A 17,057-nucleotide genomic window follows, 5' to 3' on the forward strand; every position below is an offset into this window, starting at 1 on the left:
TTTCTTAAAGCGACGAATATTTCTTGCGCAGACGCTGACGGATCAGCTCGGCGACGGTGTTCATGATGAACGTGAACAACAGCAACACCAGCGCCGAGAGGAACAGCACGCGGTAATGGCTGCCGCCGACTTCCGATTCGGGCATTTCCACCGCCACGTTGGCCGCCAGGGTCCGCAGGCCTTCGAACAGGTTCATTTCCATGACTGGAGTGTTGCCGGTGGCCATCAAGACGATCATGGTTTCGCCCACCGCGCGGCCCATGCCGATCATCAGCGCCGAGAAGATGCCCGGGCTGGCGGTGAGGATTACCACCCGGGTCATGGTCTGCCAAGGCGTGGCGCCCAGGGCCAGGGAGCCCAGGGTCAGGCCGCGAGGCACGCTGAACACGGCGTCCTCGGCGATGGAGTAGATGTTCGGGATCACCGCGAAGCCCATCGCCAGCCCCACCACCAGGGCGTTGCGCTGGTCGTAGGTGATGCCCAGGTCATGGGAGATCCACATGCGCATGTCGCCGCCGAAGAACCAGGCTTCCATGTACGGGCTCATGTACAACGAGAGCCAGCCCACGAACAGGATCACCGGGATCAGCAGCGCACTTTCCCAGCCGTCCGGCACCCTCAGGCGAATAGACTCCGGCAGGCGGCTGAAGACAAAACCGGCCACCAGGATGCCAATCGGCAACAGCATCAGCAGACTGAAGATGCCCGGCAGGTGCCCTTCGACATAGGGCGCCAGGAACAGGCCGGCGAAGAAGCCGAGGATCACCGTCGGCATGGCTTCCATCAGTTCGATCACCGGCTTGACCTTGCGGCGCATGCCGGGGGCCATGAAGTACGCGGTGTAGATGGCGGCGGCCACCGCCAGGGGAGCCGCCAGCAACATGGCGTAGAACGCGGCTTTCAGCGTACCGAAGGTCAGCGGCGACAGGCTCAGCTTGGGTTCGAAGTCGGTGTTGGCGGCGGTCGATTGCCAGACGTATTTTGGCTCATCGTAGTTCTCGTACCAGACCTTGCTCCACAACGCGCTCCAGGAAACTTCCGGGTGCGGGTTGTCCAGCGACAGCGGCTGCAGCTTGCCGCCCTGCTCCACGATCAGCCGGTTGGCCCGGGGCGACATGCCGAATATGCCCTGTCCGTCGACCACCTGGTCCACCAGCAATGTACGGTGGGCGGTGCTGTGGAACACACCCAGCTTGCCGGCGGCGTCGAGGGCGACGAAGCCTTTGCGGCGCTCTTCGGCAGTGATCTCGACGATGGGCGCGGTGCCCATCTGGAAGGTGCGGATCTGCTTCAGGCGTTGCTCGCCGTCAGGATCCCGGGCCATGAACCACTGGGACAGACCGCCCTTGGAGTCGCCGACGATCAACGAGATCCCGCCCACCAGTTGGGTCGCAGTGGTCACCTGGGCGTCGGCGTTTTCCAGCAATTTGTAGCGCCCGTTGAGGCTCTTGTCCCGCAGGCTGAACACGTCGGCCTGGGCCCGGCCGTTGACCACATAGAGCCACTGCTGGCGCGGGTCGACAAAGATGTTCTTCACCGGCTCGGTCATCTGCGGCAGATCGATCCGCGTCTGCTCGCTGGTAACTTCACCGGTCATCATGTTTTCTTCGCTGGTGATCGACAGCACCTGCAACTGGGCGCCGCTGGAACCGGCGATCAGCAGGGTCGAATCGGTGGCGTTGAGGCTGACATGCTCCAGCGGCGCGCCCTGTTCATTCAGGGCGATAGGCGTTTCGCCATAAGGGTATTCGACGGCCGGACTGATGGTCTTCTTGCCGTCCGGGTAGCTGACCTTATACGTGTGACGGAACACCAGGGCCTGGCCATTGGACAGACCGATGGCCACCAGCGGGCTGCCGGGCTGGTCTTCGCCAATGGATGTTACGCGGACACCGGCGGGCACCGGCAGGTCGACACGGCGCAACTCGGCACCGCTGTCGATGTTGTAGAACAACGCCTGGCCCTTGTCGGAAACCCGCATGACGACCTGGTTCTGTTCTTCGATGGCGATCATCAGCGGCTTGCCGGCATCCTGCATCCAGGCCGGGGTGATCGAGTCCTTGGCCGTCAGTTCCGCGCCCTGGAACAGGGGCAGCACCACGTAGGCGAGGAAAAAGAAGATCAAGGTAATGGCAGCCAGGACGGCAAGGCCGCCGACCAGAACGTACCAGCGGGTCAGGCGGTCCTTGAGCGCGCGGATACGGCGCTTGCGTTGCAGCTCAGGCGTATTGAAATCAATGCGCTTGGGAGGGGAAGTCGTAGTCATTGTGGAATTGGCCAGATCATTCATGCGCACACCCTAGCGATCCTGTATGACAGAAAGATGACAATGCAGTGACGCAACAAATCCGCCACCCGTGGAAACTGGCAGCGGAGAGGAAATTAGTGTCTGTGGGAGCGGGCTTGCTCGCGAAGGGACCAGCATTCAACATCGATGCCGACTGATCCACCGCATTCGCGAGCAAGCCCGCTCCCACAAAGAGCCGGGCGTTGGCCCGGGCTCAGGTGTTACTGCTTGGCGACGTTGCCGCCTTCCGACAGACCCAGGTCAGCCAGCGCCTTGGCGGCTACTTTGGCTGGCAATGGGATGTAGCCATCCTTGACCACGACTTCCTGGCCTTGCTTGGACAGGACCAGCTTCACGAACTCGGCTTCCAGCGGGGCCAGAGGCTTGTTCGGTGCCTTGTTGACGTACACGTAGAGGAAACGCGACAGCGGGTATTTGCCGTTCAGTGCGTTTTCTTCGGTGTCTTCGATGAACTCGGTGCCGCCTTTCTTGGCCAGGGCGACGGTTTTCACGCTGGCGGTCTTGTAGCCGATACCCGAGTAACCCACGCCGTTCAGCGAGGAGCTGATCGACTGCACGACCGAAGCCGAGCCAGGCTGTTCGTTGACGTTTGGCTTGTAGTCACCTTTGCACAGGGCTTCTTCCTTGAAGTAGCCATAGGTGCCGGATACCGAGTTGCGACCGAACAGTTGGACCGGCTTGTTGGCCAGGTCACCGGTCACGCCCAGGTCGCCCCAGGTCTTGACGTCAGCCTTGGCGCCGCACAGGCGGGTGGACGAGAAGATCGCGTCGACCTGTTCCATGGTCAGGTGCTGGATCGGGTTGTCCTTGTGCACGAATACAGCCAGGGCGTCCACGGCAACCGGGATAGCGGTTGGCTTGTAGCCGTACTTCTGCTCGAAGGCCTGCAGTTCGTTGTCCTTCATCTTGCGGCTCATCGGGCCCAGGTTGGAGGTGCCCTCGGTGAGCGCGGGCGGCGCGGTGGAGGAACCGGCGGCCTGGATCTGGATGTTTACGTTCGGGTATTCCTTCTTGTAGTTCTCGGCCCACAAGGTCATCAGGTTTGCCAGGGTATCGGAGCCGACGCTGGACAGGTTGCCCGACACACCAGTGGTCTTGGTGTAGCTCGGGATCGCAGGGTCAACAGCGGCAACCGCGTTGGCAGTCGCAACGCCAGCAGCGACAAAAGTCATTGCCGCCATCAAACGCTTCAGTTTCATGCCTTACTCCTAGCAGATAGGGTGTGTTAAGTCGGCCAAGTATCGGTAAGCCGTGTGAACACTCTATGGCTGAAATATGACAATTGGATGAAAGGCCAGCATTGAGTTTTACAGGATGATTCGCAGAGTCCTCTATCGCGAGCAGGCTAGCTCCCACAGGGTTTACGCGATGGCGCAGAACCATTGTGGGAGCGAGCCTGCTCGCGATGAGGCCAGTAAAGTCGATGAAAAACGAACGGCTAGCGCCCCTTCTTCCACAGATAGCCACCCACCACCATCCCGACCCCACACAACACCGCCACATAATAAGCCGGCCCCATCGGGCTTTCCTTGAGCAGCAGGCTGACGATCATCGGCGTCAGGCCGCCGAAAACCGCGTAGGCCACGTTGTAGGAGAATGACAGGCCGCTGAAGCGCACCACCGGCGGGAAGGCCTTGACCATGACGTAGGGCACCGCACCGATGGTGCCCACCAGCAGGCCGGTGAGGGCATACATCGGGAACAGCCACTGCGGATGGTCGGCCAGGTTGTGGTAGAAGGTCCAGGCACTGACCAGCAATGCGGCGCAACCGAAAACGAAGACCCGCCCCGCACCGAAGCGGTCCGCCAGGGCCCCTGCCAGGATGCAGCCGATGCTCAGCATCACGATCGCCACGCTGTTGGATTGCAAGGCAGTGGTCGGCGCGAAATGGTAGACCGTCTGCAAGACCGTCGGGGTCATCAGGATCAGCACCACGATGGCGGCGGACAACAGCCAGGTCAGCAGCATGGAGATAACAATGGCACCGCGATGATCGCGCAGCACCGCGCGCAGCGGCACTTCTTCAGCCAGGGCCTTGCGCAGTTGCAGCTCGGCGAACACCGGGGTTTCGTGGAGCCACTGGCGCAGGTACACCGAAAAAAGGCCGAACACACCGCCCAGCAGAAACGGAATGCGCCAGGCGTAATCCGCCACTTCCACCGGCGTATAGAGGCTGTTGATCACGGTGGCCACCAAGGAACCCAGCAGGATCCCCGCCGTCAGGCCCGAGGTGAGCGTGCCGCAGGCATAACCGATGTGGCGCCCCGGAACGTGTTCGGAGACGAACACCCAGGCCCCCGGCACTTCACCGCCAATGGCCGCACCCTGGATCACCCGCATCAGCAACAGCAGGATCGGCGCCCACATGCCGATCTGCGCGTAGGTGGGCAACAGGCCCATGATCAGGGTGGGTACGGCCATCATGAAGATGCTCAGGGTGAACATCTTCTTGCGCCCCAGCAGGTCGCCGAAGTGCGCCATGACGATCCCGCCCAGGGGCCGGGCCAGGTAGCCGGCGGCAAAGATGCCGAACGTCTGCATCAGGCGCAGCCACTCGGGCATGTCGGCGGGGAAGAACAATTTGCCGACCACGGTGGCGAAGAACACGAAAATGATGAAATCGTAGAACTCCAGGGCGCCGCCCAGGGCGGACAGCGACAGGGTCTTGTAGTCGTTGCGGGTCAGCGGACGGGCGGGTTGCGCAGGGGCTGCCGTGCTCGAAGGCGCAGTGGTCATGGCGAAGGCTTCTCTTATAGTCGGTTCTGCAACCCGCAAATCGGGGTTGAAGCAGTTCGGCACGATAGCAAATTGTTGGAAAAAGCACAGGGAGGCGCGTGATTCTCGGTCGAAATCAGAACCGGGTGGTCGTCTCGACGGCTATCGCCCGATATACTCGCTAGCTTGCGACACTCTGTAAGGGGTTGCTGTGCGAAAACGTCGTTGGTGGTGCAGGGTTTGTAGGAGAAAACACCAGGGCCAGCCGGTTTCGCAGAGTCTCCCTTTAGCGCGCCTTTACGAAAAACGTGACGAACGCACTGTGTTCGGGCTGAATCGTTTTTTACAAAGACGGCTATTCACCTGAAGTACAAGACAGCGTTACGGGTCAGAGGCACCCCCGGCATGATAGAGCTCGAACAAGAAGATCCAATCCCGCAAGGCGACCTTGCCTTGCAAATCACTGCGCTTCCCCGCGACACCAACGGTTTCGGCGATATCTTCGGTGGCTGGCTGGTGTCCCAGATGGACCTCGCCGGCACGGCAATGGCCAGCCGGGTAGCCGGCGGGCGCGTGGCGACCGTGGCGATCGATCGCATGGCGTTCCTGGTGCCAGTGGCCGTGGGCGCACAGCTGTCGTTCTACACCCAGACCCTGGAAATCGGCCGCAGCTCGATCCAGATGATGGTCGAGGTCTGGAGCGACGACCCGCTGTCCAGTGAGTGGCGCAAGGTGACCGAGGCGGTGTTCGTCTTCGTCGCCATCGACGGCAGTGGCCGCACCCGTTCGGTTCCGCCGCGCGCTCGTTAAACGCGACGACCGTTTTGTGGTCCATTGCGGTTCCTGTTCCTGAACGAGGTTTGCAGTATGCCCACGCCCAATGTCGAAGCCGTCAAACTGGATGAACTCAATGGCTGGCGTATCCGTCACGGTCAAGCCGAGTTGCTGGTGGCCCAGCAAGGCGCGCATATCCTCAGCTATCAAGTGAATGGCCAACCGCCGCTGATCTGGCTCAACGACCAGGCGACCTTCAAGGCCGGCAAGAGCATCCGCGCCGGTGTGCCGGTGTGCTGGCCATGGTTCGGCAACCTGACCCGCAACCCCGACAGCGTCCAGGCCATGCGCGTGAGCAACGAGCCGGCCACCGCCCATGGCCTGGTGCGGGCGATGGATTGGGAATTGAAAGGCATCGAGGCCGAGGGCGAAGGCCTGAAAATCGAGTTCGTACTGCCCTACCCCGAAAACGGCCTGGCGGGCTGGCCTCATCAGGTCGATCTGACGCTGACCATCGTGATGGACGCGCAACTGCACATCAGTCTCACCAGCCATAACCGCGGCAGCGAAACCGTCAGCCTCAGCCAGGCGCTGCACAGCTATTTCGCCGTGAGCGACGTGCGCAACGTGCACGTCGAAGGCGTGGCCGGCTTGAACTACATCGAAACCCTGGACGACTGGAAAACCGCCATCCAGGCCGGCGACCTGCACTTTGCCGGCGAGACCGACCGTGTCTATCTCGATACCCCGGCGACACTGAGCATCGTCGACCCACATTGGGAACGACGGATCGAACTGACCAGCAGCGGCTCACGCTCGGCGGTGATCTGGAACCCCTGGACCGAACGCGCCAAGGCCTTCAGCGACATGGCCGACGATGGCTGGCAGCGCATGCTGTGTATCGAGACGGCGAACGTGATGGACGATGTGGTGACGCTGTTGCCCGAGGCCAGTCATACCCTGGGCGTGAGCATCAGGAGCAAACCGCTCTAAGCCCCATCACATCCCTCTGTGGGAGCGAGCCTGCTCGCGATAGCGATCTGTCAGCCACCATTACCTTGACTGATCCACCGCTATCGCGAGCAGGCTCGCTCCCACAAGGGATCTGCGTCACGTCGATTTAAGCTACAAATCCGATTCCTGCACCACCCTCACCTTCTCCGCATCCAGCGCATACGCCGCGCTCGCCAGGTCGTTGTCGACCTTTTCGATCTTCAGCGTGCCGGTCACCCACAGCGGCGTGTAGATGTCGTCCAGCTTCAGGCCCTTGGGGTAGCGTACCAGCACCAGTTGGTTAGGCGGCGGTGGCGGGACGTGGATGCAGGCGCCGGGGTATGGCACCAGGAAGAACAACGTACCGCGGCCCTTGGCGTCGGTTTCCAGCGGCACCGGGTAGCCGCCGATGCGGATGTGCTTGTCGTTCATCGAGGCCACGGTCTTGGTCGAATACATCACCGCCGGCAAGCCTTTGCTTTGCTTCAGGCCACCCTTGTTGGTGAAGGTGCCATTGGCTTCGGGGGAATTGTGGTCGATCTCGGGCATGGCCTCGAGGGCTTTCTGGTCCGACTTGGGCATCAGTTCGAGCCAGTCGGTTTCCGGCAGCTCGGCAGCATGGGCCAGGCCACTGCCCAGCAGAAGAAGGGTCAACACTAGACGGCGCATGAAAGGGCTCGGCAATGAGTGATGGATGGAACGCCGGGCATTCTAGCCCCCTGCGCGCGCCATGCGCAGAGGGCTTTGTCGCATTGACTCAGTTTCTTTTGATCAGGCCGTAGATCACCAGCAACACGATCGCGCCGACCAGGGCGCCAATGAAACCGGCGCCTTGCCCGGCCTGGTAGATACCCAGGGCCTGGCCGCCATAGGTGGCTGCCAGCGAACCGCCGATACCGAGCAGGATGGTCATGATCCAGCCCATGCTGTCATCGCCCGGTTTCAGGAAGCGTGCCAGCAGGCCAACGATCAAGCCGATGAAGATGGTTCCGATGATTCCCATGGCAATTCCCCTTTTAAGTGAGATAGCCAAAGCCTAGTCAGACTTTGGCACCTTGCCATGAGAGAATCCGGCCGACGAATGGTTCCAATCGTGTTGCAGATTATTGCTCGGCGATCAGCGTCTCGACCTTGATGATCTGCTGGGCCAGCGTGGCCCGGTCAGCGCAACGCAGATTGGCGTGACCGACCTTGCGCCCGACTTTGAACGCCTTGCCATAGTGATGCAGATGGCAATCGGCAATCGCCAGGACCTTTTCGGTGTCCGGTACCTTGCCGATGAAGTTCAGCATCGCGCTTTCGCCGACCTTGGCGGTCGAGCCCAGCGGCAGCCCGGCGACCGCCCGCAGGTGGTTTTCGAACTGGCTGCACTCGGCGCCTTCGGTGGTCCAGTGCCCGGAGTTGTGCACCCGCGGCGCGATTTCGTTGGCCTTGAGACCGCCGTCCACTTCGAAGAACTCGAACGCCATCACGCCGACGTAGTCGAGCTGCTTGAGCACCCGGCTGGAATAATCTTCGGCCAGGGCCTGCAGCGGATGGTCGGTGCTGGCCACGGAGAGCTTGAGAATGCCGTCCTTGTGGGTGTTGTGTACTAACGGGTAGAAACGGATTTCACCGTCGCGGGCGCGCACGGCAATCAGCGAGACTTCACCGGTGAACGGCACGAAACCTTCCAGCAGGCAGCCCACGCTGCCCAGCTCGGCGAACGTACCGGCGACGTCTTCAGGGTTGCGCAGGACCTTCTGGCCCTTGCCGTCATAACCCAGGGTACGGGTCTTGAGCACGGCCGGCAGGCCGATGGCAGCGACGGCGGCTTCCAGGTCGGTCTGGGATTGAATGTCGGCGAAGGCCGGGGTGGGAATGCCCAGGTCCTTGAACATGTTCTTCTCGAACCAGCGGTCACGGGCGATGCGCAAGGCTTCGGCGCTCGGGTAGACCGGGACGAACTGGGACAGGAAGGCAACGGTCTCGGCCGGGACGCTCTCGAACTCGAAGGTCACCAGATCGACTTCATCGGCCAGTTGGCGCAAGTGATCCTGGTCGCCGTAGTCGGCTCGCAGGTGTTCACCCAGCGCGGCGGCACAGGCGTCCGGCGCCGGGTCCAGGAAAGCGAAGTTCATCCCCAGCGGCGTACCCGCCAGGGCCAACATGCGACCCAACTGGCCGCCACCGATTACACCGATCTTCATTCGTCAACAACCTCAGGCAATGCGTGGGTCTGGATTGTCCAGGACGCTGTCTGTCTGCTCAGCGCGGAATTTTTTCAGCACGGTATGGAATTGTGGATGCTTGGCGCCCAGGATGCTCGCCGACAGCAGGGCGGCGTTGATCGCGCCGGCCTTGCCGATGGCCAGGGTCGCGACCGGAATGCCGGCCGGCATCTGCACGATGGACAACAGTGAATCGACGCCCGAGAGCATCGACGACTGCACCGGCACGCCCAGCACCGGCAGGTGGGTCTTGGCTGCACACATGCCTGGCAGGTGAGCCGCGCCACCGGCACCGGCGATGATCACCTCGATGCCACGGGCCTCGGCCTCTTCGGCGTACTGGAACAGCAGGTCCGGGGTGCGGTGGGCGGAGACCACTTTCACCTCATAAGGGATGCCGAGCTTTTCCAGCATATCGGCGGTGTGGCTAAGGGTGGACCAATCGGACTTGGAGCCCATGATCACGCCAACCAATGCACTCATCAATGTGCCTCTTCTCTCTGGGCGCCCGCAGGCGCGTCAAAAAACAACAAGCCACGCGGGAAACCGGCGTGGCTTGTTGTACGAATAATGGCCGATCTGGACCGGCCGAAGGCCGCGCAGTATACCGCAATGAAGCAGATAAACAGCCCCTGTCGCGACCATCTGTCATTTGTGCGTGGACGGCGGTTTTATTGACTTGAAGGTCAATACAAGAACACCCCAGATCCCTCTGTGGGAGCGGGCTTGCCCGCGAAAGCGGAGTATCAGTGCAGAAGGTGGTGACTGGCACGCCGCCTTCGCGAGCAAGCCCGCTCCCACATCTGATCTGTATTGATTCCATACGTTGTGAACGACACAAACCCTGTGGGAGCGAGCCTGCTCGCGATGACGGGCTGACATTCAGCATCAATGTTGCCTGACCCACCGCTATCGCGAGCAGGCTCGCTCCCACAGGGTTGTGCGTGCTTTCAGGAGCCAGCGCCGCCTTCGAGCTTGCGCCACAACAACCGCACGTTGGCCTTGCGCACCAGGGCGCAGCGGTACAGGCGGATCTCCAGTGGGACGTGCCATTGCGCGCCGCCGCAAATCACCAGTTCGCCCCTGGCCAGTTCGGCGCGCACGCTCAGTTGCGGCACCCAGGCGATGCCCAGGCCCTCCAGGGCCATGCTTTTCAAGCTGTCGGCCATGGCCGTTTCATAGACCGTGGTGAAGCGCAGCGCCCGCTGGCGCAGCAACTGGTTCACCGAGCGGCCGAGAAACGCCCCGGCGCTGTAGGCCAGCAACGGCACGCTGACCTCCCCTTCGAGGTCGAACAGCGGTTTGCCGTTGGCGTCGGCGGCACACACCGGCAGCATTTCGGTCTGGCCCAGGTGCAACGAAGGGAAGATTTCCGGATCCATCTGCATCGCCGAATCCGGGTCGTAGAACGCCAGCATCAGGTCGCAACCGCCCTCACGCAGGGCATGGACGGCATCGCCGACGTTGGTTGCCACCAGGCGCGTGGCGATGTTCATGCCTTCGTTGCGCAGTTGCGCGATCCAGCGCGGGAAGAAGCCCAGGGCCAGGGAATGCGCGGCCGCCACTTGGATCACCTCGCCCTGTCCACCCTCCAGATGATGCAAATGCCGCAGCACCTCGCCCAGTTGCTCCACGACGGTGCGCGCCGTCACCAGGAACAATTGCCCTGCCGCCGTCAGCTCGACCGGCGTGCGGGAGCGGTTGACCAAGGTCAGCCCCAGCGCCGCTTCCAGGCTACGAATCCGCCGGCTGAACGCCGGTTGCGTGACGAAACGCCGCTCGGCCGCCTGGGAGAAACTGCGGGTAGCCGCCAGGGCACTGAAGTCCTCGAGCCATTTGCTTTCAAGATTCATCACGTTCTCCCGAAACATGCACCAAAACAGGTCACACGTCCGCCGTACCGCCGACGTCACATCCACATTATGCCGAATAAGCATAGGGCAGTGTTTAACAGCATTGGCCCTTACGTTTACGAAAGCCTACGATCCACAGCGTTCCGGCACAGACCGGGTCCTTATCGAGATGATTTCCATCATGTCCTCCGCTGCATCATTCCGCACAGAAAAAGACCTGCTTGGCGTACTCGAAGTACCAGCGCAAGCGTATTACGGCATCCAGACCCTGCGAGCGGTGAACAACTTCCGTCTCTCGGGCGTTCCGATCTCGCATTACCCCAAGCTGGTGGTCGGTCTGGCAATGGTCAAACAGGCCGCCGCTGACGCCAACCGCGAGTTGGGCCAACTCAGCGAAGCCAAGCATGCAGCCATCAGCGAAGCCTGTGCCCGTCTGATCCGCGGCGATTTCCACGAAGAATTCGTGGTGGACATGATTCAGGGCGGCGCCGGCACGTCGACCAACATGAATGCCAACGAAGTCATCGCCAACATCGCCCTGGAGGCCATGGGCCACCAGAAAGGCGAATACCAGTACCTGCACCCGAACAATGACGTGAACATGGCGCAGTCTACCAACGACGCCTACCCGACCGCGATCCGCCTGGGTCTGCTGCTGGGTCATGACGCGTTGCTGGCCAGCCTCGACAGCCTGATCCAGTCGTTCGCCAACAAGAGTGAAGAGTTCAGCCACGTCCTGAAAATGGGCCGTACCCAGCTGCAGGACGCCGTGCCGATGACCCTCGGCCAGGAATTCCGCGCCTTCGCCACCACCCTGAGCGAAGATCTTGCACGCCTGAAAACCCTGGCGCCCGAACTGCTCACCGAAGTGAACCTGGGCGGCACCGCCATCGGCACCGGCATCAACGCCGACCCGCGCTACCAGGCCCTGGCCGTGCAGCGCCTGGCAACCATCAGCGGCCAACCGCTGGTACCGGCCGCCGACCTGATCGAAGCCACATCCGACATGGGTGCCTTCGTCCTGTTCTCCGGCATGCTCAAGCGCACCGCGGTGAAGCTGTCGAAAATCTGCAACGACCTGCGCCTGCTGTCCAGCGGACCACGTACCGGCATCAACGAAATCAACCTGCCGGTCCGCCAGCCAGGCAGTTCGATCATGCCCGGCAAGGTCAACCCGGTCATCCCCGAAGCAGTCAACCAGGTGGCGTTCCAGATCATCGGCAACGACCTGGCCCTGACCATGGCAGCCGAAGGCGGCCAACTGCAGCTGAACGTGATGGAGCCGCTGATCGCCTTCAAGATCTTCGACTCGATCCGCCTGCTGCAACGGGCCATGGACATGCTGCGCGAGCACTGCATCGTCGGCATCACCGCCAACGAAGCGCGCTGCCGCGAACTGGTCGAGCACTCGATCGGCCTGGTCACCGCCCTGAACCCGTACATCGGCTATGAAAACGCCACCCGCATCGCCCGTGTTGCCCTGGAAAGCGGCCGTGGCGTGCTGGAACTGGTGCGTGAAGAAGGCTTGCTCGACGACGCCATGCTCGACGACATCCTGCGCCCGGAAAACATGATTGCTCCGCGTCTGGTCCCGCTGAAAGCGTGATCGATGCAACCACCGCTCACCAGGTCGAGGGACTAGACACCTCTCACCTTTTGAGGGCTTGGGGATTATTCCCCAAGCCCTTTTTTTGCCACTGCCACGGAGGCCTTATGCCGAAAACGACAACACCGAAAGAAGATCGCAGCCTTCGACAGCTCCTGAAAAGGGCTGTCGAAGGCTGCGATTTTCGTTAATTCCAGCGCGTCGTTTCGTCGCTTGCACCACAACCGTGCAGACGGGCATCGCACTGATAGGTATAGTGCCGCCCCTCTTCGCCATGTGTGGTCGTCGGTAGCGAGACTTAAACATGCGAAACCCGAACTAATAACAACCCGCGAATTGGACCGGGACGAAACCTCGCCTCACCTGTCAAGCCGTGCGCCGACGGATGTTTCGGGATGTTTCCAAATGGCCAGCATTTGCTTAAACAAAAAACAGCGAGGAATACTCATGCTCGAAGTCATCAACGACTTCCTCTCAGGGAAAGTGCTTATCCTGCTCATTGTCGGGCTCGGTAGCTACTTCACGATCCGCTCGCGTTTCGTCCAGTTCCGTCATTTCTTCCACATGTTCGCGGTGTTCCGTGACAGCCTCAAAAGCAGCACCGACCAGCTCAGTTCCTTCCAGGCCCTGATGCTCAGCCTCGCCGGTCGTGTCGGCGCGGGCAACATTGCCGGCGTCGGCATCGCCGTGACCCTCGGCGGCCCCGGCGCAGTGTTCTGGATGTGGGTGACCGCGCTGGTCGGCATGTCCAGCAGCTTCTTCGAGTGTTCCCTCGGCCAGCTGTACAAGCGCTGCGACTCCGAAGGCCAGTACCGTGGCGGCCCGTCCTATTACATCCAGCACGGCCTGCAGAAGCGCTGGTTGGGCATGATCATGGCCTTCCTGCTGTTGGTCACTTTCGGCTTCGCCTTCAACGGCCTGCAAGCCCACGCCGTGACCCACTCGTTGAACAACGCCTTCGGCCTCGACACCACCTACACCGGCCTGGGCCTGGCGGTGCTGCTGGGCCTGGTGTTCATCGGCGGGATCAAGCGTATCGCCAAGGTTGCGGACCTGCTGGTACCGGTCAAGACATTGGCCTACATCGCCGTGACCATCTACGTGATCGTGCTGCAGTTCGACCACGTACCGGCCATGCTGGCAACTATCGTCAAGAGTGCCTTCGGTCTGGACCAGGCGTTCGGCGGCCTGATCGGCAGCGCCATCGTCATGGGCGTCAAGCGCGGCGTCTTCGCCAACGAAGCGGGCCTGGGCAGTGCGCCTAACGTGGCCGCCGTTGCATCGGTCGAGCACCCGGTCGCCCAAGGCGTGGTCCAGGCGTTCAGTGTGTTCCTGGACACCTTCGTGATCTGCACCTGCACCGCGTTGCTGATTCTGCTGTCGGGTTTCTACACCCCTGGCTTCGAAGGCGACGGCATTGCCCTGACCCAGAACTCCCTGGCCGCCGTGGTCGGTGACTGGGGCCGGATGTTCATCTCCGTGGCCCTGGCGTTGTTCGTGTTCACCTCGATCCTCTACAACTACTACCTGGGCGAGAACAACCTGCGCTTCATGCTCGGTGAAAACCGCAAGGCACTGATCGGTTATCGCGCACTGGTACTGGTGCTGATTTTCTGGGGCGCCATCGAAAACCTCAGCACCGTGTTCGCCTTCGCCGACATCACCATGACCCTGCTGGCGTTCGTGAACCTGATCGCGCTGTTCCTGCTGTTCAAGGTCGGCATGCGCATCCTGCGCGACTACGACGCCCAGCGTTCGGCCGGCATCAAGACTCCGGTCTTCGATTCCAGCAAATTCCCGGACCTGGACCTGGACCGCAAAGCCTGGCCAGCCACCCCATCCGCATCGGCTCCCCAGCCTGACGCGGTGACCGGTGTGGCCGCAGCGCAACGCTGATCGGCAAGCCTGCTGCAAAAAACCGGGCGCATCCCCTGCGCCCGGCGTGACACAGCGTAAGGTCGGCGTCATGCTCGACCTTATGTTGGGGCAGCTCGACGAAGCTGCCGTTTTCGTCCTCGGAGAACGACCATGAATTCCTCGACCTACCCTACCGCCCAGCACGTCATGGTGCTCTACACCGGCGGTACCATCGGCATGCAAGCCAGCGCCCACGGCCTCGCCCCGGCCTCCGGCTTCGAAGCACGCATGCGCGACTACCTGCACAGCCAACCTGAACTGGTCATCCCGCAATGGCGCTTCCGGGAAATGTCGCCGCTGATCGACAGCGCCAACATGACCCCCGCCTATTGGCAGCAACTGCGCGAAGCAGTAGTCGACGCCGTGGATGAGCAGGGTTGCGACAGCGTGTTGATCCTGCACGGCACCGACACCCTGGCCTACAGCGCGGCGGCGATGAGTTTCCAGCTGTTGGGCTTGCCTGCCCGTGTCTGCTTCACCGGCTCCATGCTGCCCGCCGGTGTGACCGACAGCGACGCCTGGGAAAACCTCAGCGGCGCCCTGGTCGCTCTCGGCCAGGGCCTGGCGCCAGGTGTGCACCTGTACTTCCACGGCGAACTGCTGGCGCCGACCCGTTGCGCGAAAGTGCGCAGCTTCGGTCGCCATCCGTTCAAACGCCTGGAGCGCCAGGGCGGCGGCGCCAAAGCCACTTCGCTGCCGGCACAGCTGAATTACAACCAGCCCAAGCAATTGGCCAACGTCGCGGCACTGCCGCTGTTTCCGGGCATCAGCGCCGACATCCTCGACGGCCTGCTGGGCAGCGGCATCCAGGGCCTGGTGCTGGAATGCTACGGCAGCGGCACCGGCCCGAGCGACAACCCGGCCTTCCTCGCCAGCCTCGCCCGAGCGCGGGACAGCGGCGTGGTGGTGGTGGCCGTGACGCAATGCCATGAAGGCGGCGTCGAGCTGGACGTGTACGAGGCCGGCAGCCGTTTGCGCGGCGTCGGCGTGTTGTCCGGCGGCGGCATGACCCGCGAGGCGGCGTTCGGCAAGTTGCAGGCGCTGATCGGCGCAGGGCTGCCGGTGGACGAGGTTCGGCGGCTGGTTGAGCTGGACCTGTGCGGCGAGCTGATCTGACCGCCACGCACACCTGACGAGTGGCCTGTGGGAGCAAGGCTTGCCCGCGACAAAGTTGACGCGATCCTCAGAAATCGCGGCGATATATCGCGAGCAGGCTTTGCTCCTACAGTTTGCTGCCACGAGGCATGGCAGCTTTGGGCTTTACTCCCGGCACACAACTTGCTCCATTTACAGCTTCCCCAGGCTGGAAACGGACATGCTTCATTCCCACCTCACCACCCTCAACGCCGTCTCCCTGGTGCTCAACGCCTTCAAACATGAGGGCCCGCCCAGTGACGTATTACTGGCCGGCAGCGGCATCAGCGCGGCGGACCTGAGCCGGGCCGACACGCGTATCACCACCAATCAGGAAATGCAGGTCTGCGCCAACGCCGTGGCCCTCAAGCGCGACATCGGCCTGGAATTGGGGTGCAGCATGCACGTTTCTTCCTACGGCATCCTCGGCTACGCCCTGCTCACCAGTGCCACCTTAGGTGACGCCTTGCAACTGGCGCTACGCTATCCGGCGCTATTGGGAACACTCTTCGAGCTGAACCTGGAGGAAGACGATGAAGCGGTCTGGCTCAGCGCCAGCGATTATCGGGAGAACCCGGCGCTGGCCGCGTTCAACGCCGAATTCTGCATGGTTTCGCTGAAGGTCATCTGCAACGACCTGCTCGGCCACGCGCTGCCCTTGCGCGCGGCGCGCTTCGAACACCCGGCACCGGACTACCACGCCCGCTACGGGGCCCTTTTCGATTGCCCGGTCCATTTCGATGCCGTCGACAACGCCTTTGCCTTCGACCGCCCCTGGCTCGACCACCCCCTTCCCCTGGCCGACCCCATCACTCACCACGCCATGGTCGAACGCTGCCGCAAGCAAAACATCGAATTCACCGGCCGCCAGGCCTGGCTGGGCCGCATCCGCCAACTGCTCGCCGCCCAACTCGACGCCGCCCCAGGTCTGGAAGGTCTGGCCGAACAAATGAACTGCTCCGCCCGCACCCTGCGCCGTCATCTCAAGGATTCGGGTTGCAGCTACCAGGAACTGCTGGACGAACTGCGCTTCGAACGGGCCAAACAGATGCTCTGCGAGGACCAACTCCCTATCCACCGCATCGCCGAACTGCTGGGCTTCAGCGAAACCGCCAGCTTCCGCCACGCCTTCGTCCGCTGGAGCGGCGTGGCGCCGAGCCAGTTCAGACCCTGAGCCCATCCTGGGGACAGCTTTTATCTCCTGTGGCGAGGGGATTTATCCCCGCCGGGCTGCGCAGCAGCCCCAATCCAGCCGACGCATTCCTACCGAAAACCACACCAGCCAACCCACGACGGCTACGCCGCCGAACGGGAGCAAGCTCCTTCGCCATACATTTTGCAGCCATCTCCAGCCCGCATCGCATGCCCTGACCGCCAGCCTTCCACCAGGCTACCCAACCTTGCGCCTTTGCCTACAACTACGCCAGAATCCGCCCGCTTGTGCGCCCAGGCCCTGGCCCCTATCGTAATCCCCGTCGCTGCACACTCAGCGACCGGGCTTGGCGGCCCGGAACACGAAAGGCGCAATACCCTCAAACATGATTGC

General features: G+C 62.2%; 14 protein-coding genes. 6 read left to right on the forward strand and 8 right to left on the reverse strand.

The genetic code is table 11. The features are described from left to right. Window positions 1–4: 4 nt before the first annotated feature. The 3 genes from LOY35_RS27915 to LOY35_RS27925 all read right to left on the reverse strand — a co-directional run bounded on the left by LOY35_RS27915 (window position 5) and on the right by LOY35_RS27925 (window position 5,045). Window positions 5–2,038, reverse strand: coding sequence for an ABC transporter permease subunit (locus LOY35_RS27915; protein WP_258633758.1), 2,034 nt, complete (start codon window positions 2,036–2,038; stop codon window positions 5–7). A gap of 470 nt (window positions 2,039–2,508) precedes the next feature. Next, window positions 2,509–3,507, reverse strand: coding sequence for a phosphate ABC transporter substrate-binding protein PstS (locus LOY35_RS27920; protein WP_258629352.1), 999 nt, complete (start codon window positions 3,505–3,507; stop codon window positions 2,509–2,511). Window positions 3,508–3,746: 239 nt separating this feature from the next. Further along, window positions 3,747–5,045, reverse strand: a complete 1,299-nt coding sequence (locus LOY35_RS27925; RefSeq protein WP_258629353.1) for an MFS transporter — start codon at window positions 5,043–5,045, stop codon at window positions 3,747–3,749. Window positions 5,046–5,429: 384 nt separating this feature from the next. On the opposite strand from LOY35_RS27925, the gene LOY35_RS27930 reads away from it, so the two are divergent. Both LOY35_RS27930 and LOY35_RS27935 read left to right on the forward strand, forming a co-directional pair. Further along, window positions 5,430–5,834 (forward strand): acyl-CoA thioesterase, encoded by a 405-nt coding sequence (locus LOY35_RS27930; protein ID WP_024777863.1) that lies wholly within the window; start codon window positions 5,430–5,432, stop codon window positions 5,832–5,834. A 57-nt stretch (window positions 5,835–5,891) separates the two neighbouring features. Then, entirely contained in the window at window positions 5,892–6,791 is a 900-nt protein-coding gene (locus tag LOY35_RS27935; protein ID WP_258629354.1) for a D-hexose-6-phosphate mutarotase, read from the forward strand. A 132-nt stretch (window positions 6,792–6,923) separates the two neighbouring features. On the opposite strand, the gene LOY35_RS27940 is transcribed toward LOY35_RS27935, so the two are convergent. The 5 genes from LOY35_RS27940 to LOY35_RS27960 form a co-directional block, all read right to left on the reverse strand. Then, a complete protein-coding gene (locus LOY35_RS27940; protein WP_258629355.1) occupies window positions 6,924–7,460 on the reverse strand; it encodes a DUF3299 domain-containing protein in 537 nt (178 codons plus the stop codon). Window positions 7,461–7,548: 88 nt separating this feature from the next. Next, window positions 7,549–7,794, reverse strand: a complete 246-nt coding sequence (locus LOY35_RS27945) for a GlsB/YeaQ/YmgE family stress response membrane protein (RefSeq protein WP_003187057.1) — start codon at window positions 7,792–7,794, stop codon at window positions 7,549–7,551. Between the two features lie 100 nt (window positions 7,795–7,894). Further along, the gene (locus tag LOY35_RS27950; RefSeq protein WP_258629357.1) at window positions 7,895–8,980 is read right to left on the reverse strand and encodes a 5-(carboxyamino)imidazole ribonucleotide synthase; all 1,086 of its coding nucleotides are present in this window, start codon (window positions 8,978–8,980) and stop codon (window positions 7,895–7,897) included. 12 nt (window positions 8,981–8,992) lie between these two features. Next, window positions 8,993–9,484 (reverse strand): 5-(carboxyamino)imidazole ribonucleotide mutase, encoded by a 492-nt coding sequence (gene purE, locus LOY35_RS27955; RefSeq protein ID WP_003196369.1) that lies wholly within the window; start codon window positions 9,482–9,484, stop codon window positions 8,993–8,995. A 467-nt stretch (window positions 9,485–9,951) separates the two neighbouring features. Beyond that, window positions 9,952–10,854: a LysR substrate-binding domain-containing protein gene (locus LOY35_RS27960; RefSeq protein WP_258629358.1), complete on the reverse strand. Its 903-nt coding sequence runs from the start codon at window positions 10,852–10,854 to the stop codon at window positions 9,952–9,954. 181 nt (window positions 10,855–11,035) lie between these two features. Here LOY35_RS27960 and aspA point away from each other — a divergent pair, with 181 nt between their 5' ends. The 4 genes from aspA (at window position 11,036) to LOY35_RS27980 (ending at window position 16,685) form a co-directional block, all read left to right on the forward strand. Then, window positions 11,036–12,460, forward strand: a complete 1,425-nt coding sequence (aspA, locus tag LOY35_RS27965) for an aspartate ammonia-lyase (protein ID WP_258629360.1) — start codon at window positions 11,036–11,038, stop codon at window positions 12,458–12,460. A 447-nt stretch (window positions 12,461–12,907) separates the two neighbouring features. Then, window positions 12,908–14,356, forward strand: a complete 1,449-nt coding sequence (locus tag LOY35_RS27970) for a sodium:alanine symporter family protein (RefSeq protein ID WP_258629361.1) — start codon at window positions 12,908–12,910, stop codon at window positions 14,354–14,356. 132 nt (window positions 14,357–14,488) lie between these two features. Continuing rightward, entirely contained in the window at window positions 14,489–15,493 is a 1,005-nt protein-coding gene (locus LOY35_RS27975) for an asparaginase (RefSeq protein ID WP_258629363.1), read from the forward strand. A 199-nt stretch (window positions 15,494–15,692) separates the two neighbouring features. Next, on the forward strand, window positions 15,693–16,685 hold the full coding sequence (locus LOY35_RS27980) for an AraC family transcriptional regulator (protein ID WP_258629364.1): 993 nt from the start codon (window positions 15,693–15,695) through the stop codon (window positions 16,683–16,685). Window positions 16,686–17,057: the final 372 nt, after the last annotated feature.

Origin of the sequence: Pseudomonas sp. B21-028 (assembly GCF_024749045.1) — a bacterium.
Lineage (GTDB): Bacteria > Pseudomonadota > Gammaproteobacteria > Pseudomonadales > Pseudomonadaceae > Aquipseudomonas.

Excerpts from the sequence above, each read along its gene's own strand:
- LOY35_RS27930 (WP_024777863.1), top strand. The coding sequence starts at position 5,430 with ATGATAGAGCTCGAACAAGAAGATCCAATCCCGCAAGGCGACCTTGCC.
- LOY35_RS27960 (WP_258629358.1), bottom strand. The coding sequence starts at position 10,854 with ATGAATCTTGAAAGCAAATGGCTCGAGGACTTCAGTGCCCTGGCGGCT.
- LOY35_RS27970 (WP_258629361.1), top strand. The coding sequence starts at position 12,908 with ATGCTCGAAGTCATCAACGACTTCCTCTCAGGGAAAGTGCTTATCCTG.
- purE (WP_003196369.1), bottom strand. The coding sequence starts at position 9,484 with ATGAGTGCATTGGTTGGCGTGATCATGGGCTCCAAGTCCGATTGGTCC.
- LOY35_RS27975 (WP_258629363.1), top strand. The coding sequence starts at position 14,489 with ATGAATTCCTCGACCTACCCTACCGCCCAGCACGTCATGGTGCTCTAC.
- LOY35_RS27950 (WP_258629357.1), bottom strand. The coding sequence starts at position 8,980 with ATGAAGATCGGTGTAATCGGTGGCGGCCAGTTGGGTCGCATGTTGGCC.
- LOY35_RS27945 (WP_003187057.1), bottom strand. The coding sequence starts at position 7,794 with ATGGGAATCATCGGAACCATCTTCATCGGCTTGATCGTTGGCCTGCTG.
- LOY35_RS27980 (WP_258629364.1), top strand. The coding sequence starts at position 15,693 with ATGCTTCATTCCCACCTCACCACCCTCAACGCCGTCTCCCTGGTGCTC.
- aspA (WP_258629360.1), top strand. The coding sequence starts at position 11,036 with ATGTCCTCCGCTGCATCATTCCGCACAGAAAAAGACCTGCTTGGCGTA.
- LOY35_RS27920 (WP_258629352.1), bottom strand. The coding sequence starts at position 3,507 with ATGAAACTGAAGCGTTTGATGGCGGCAATGACTTTTGTCGCTGCTGGC.
- LOY35_RS27935 (WP_258629354.1), top strand. The coding sequence starts at position 5,892 with ATGCCCACGCCCAATGTCGAAGCCGTCAAACTGGATGAACTCAATGGC.
- LOY35_RS27915 (WP_258633758.1), bottom strand. The coding sequence starts at position 2,038 with ATGCAGGATGCCGGCAAGCCGCTGATGATCGCCATCGAAGAACAGAAC.
- LOY35_RS27940 (WP_258629355.1), bottom strand. The coding sequence starts at position 7,460 with ATGCGCCGTCTAGTGTTGACCCTTCTTCTGCTGGGCAGTGGCCTGGCC.
- LOY35_RS27925 (WP_258629353.1), bottom strand. The coding sequence starts at position 5,045 with ATGACCACTGCGCCTTCGAGCACGGCAGCCCCTGCGCAACCCGCCCGT.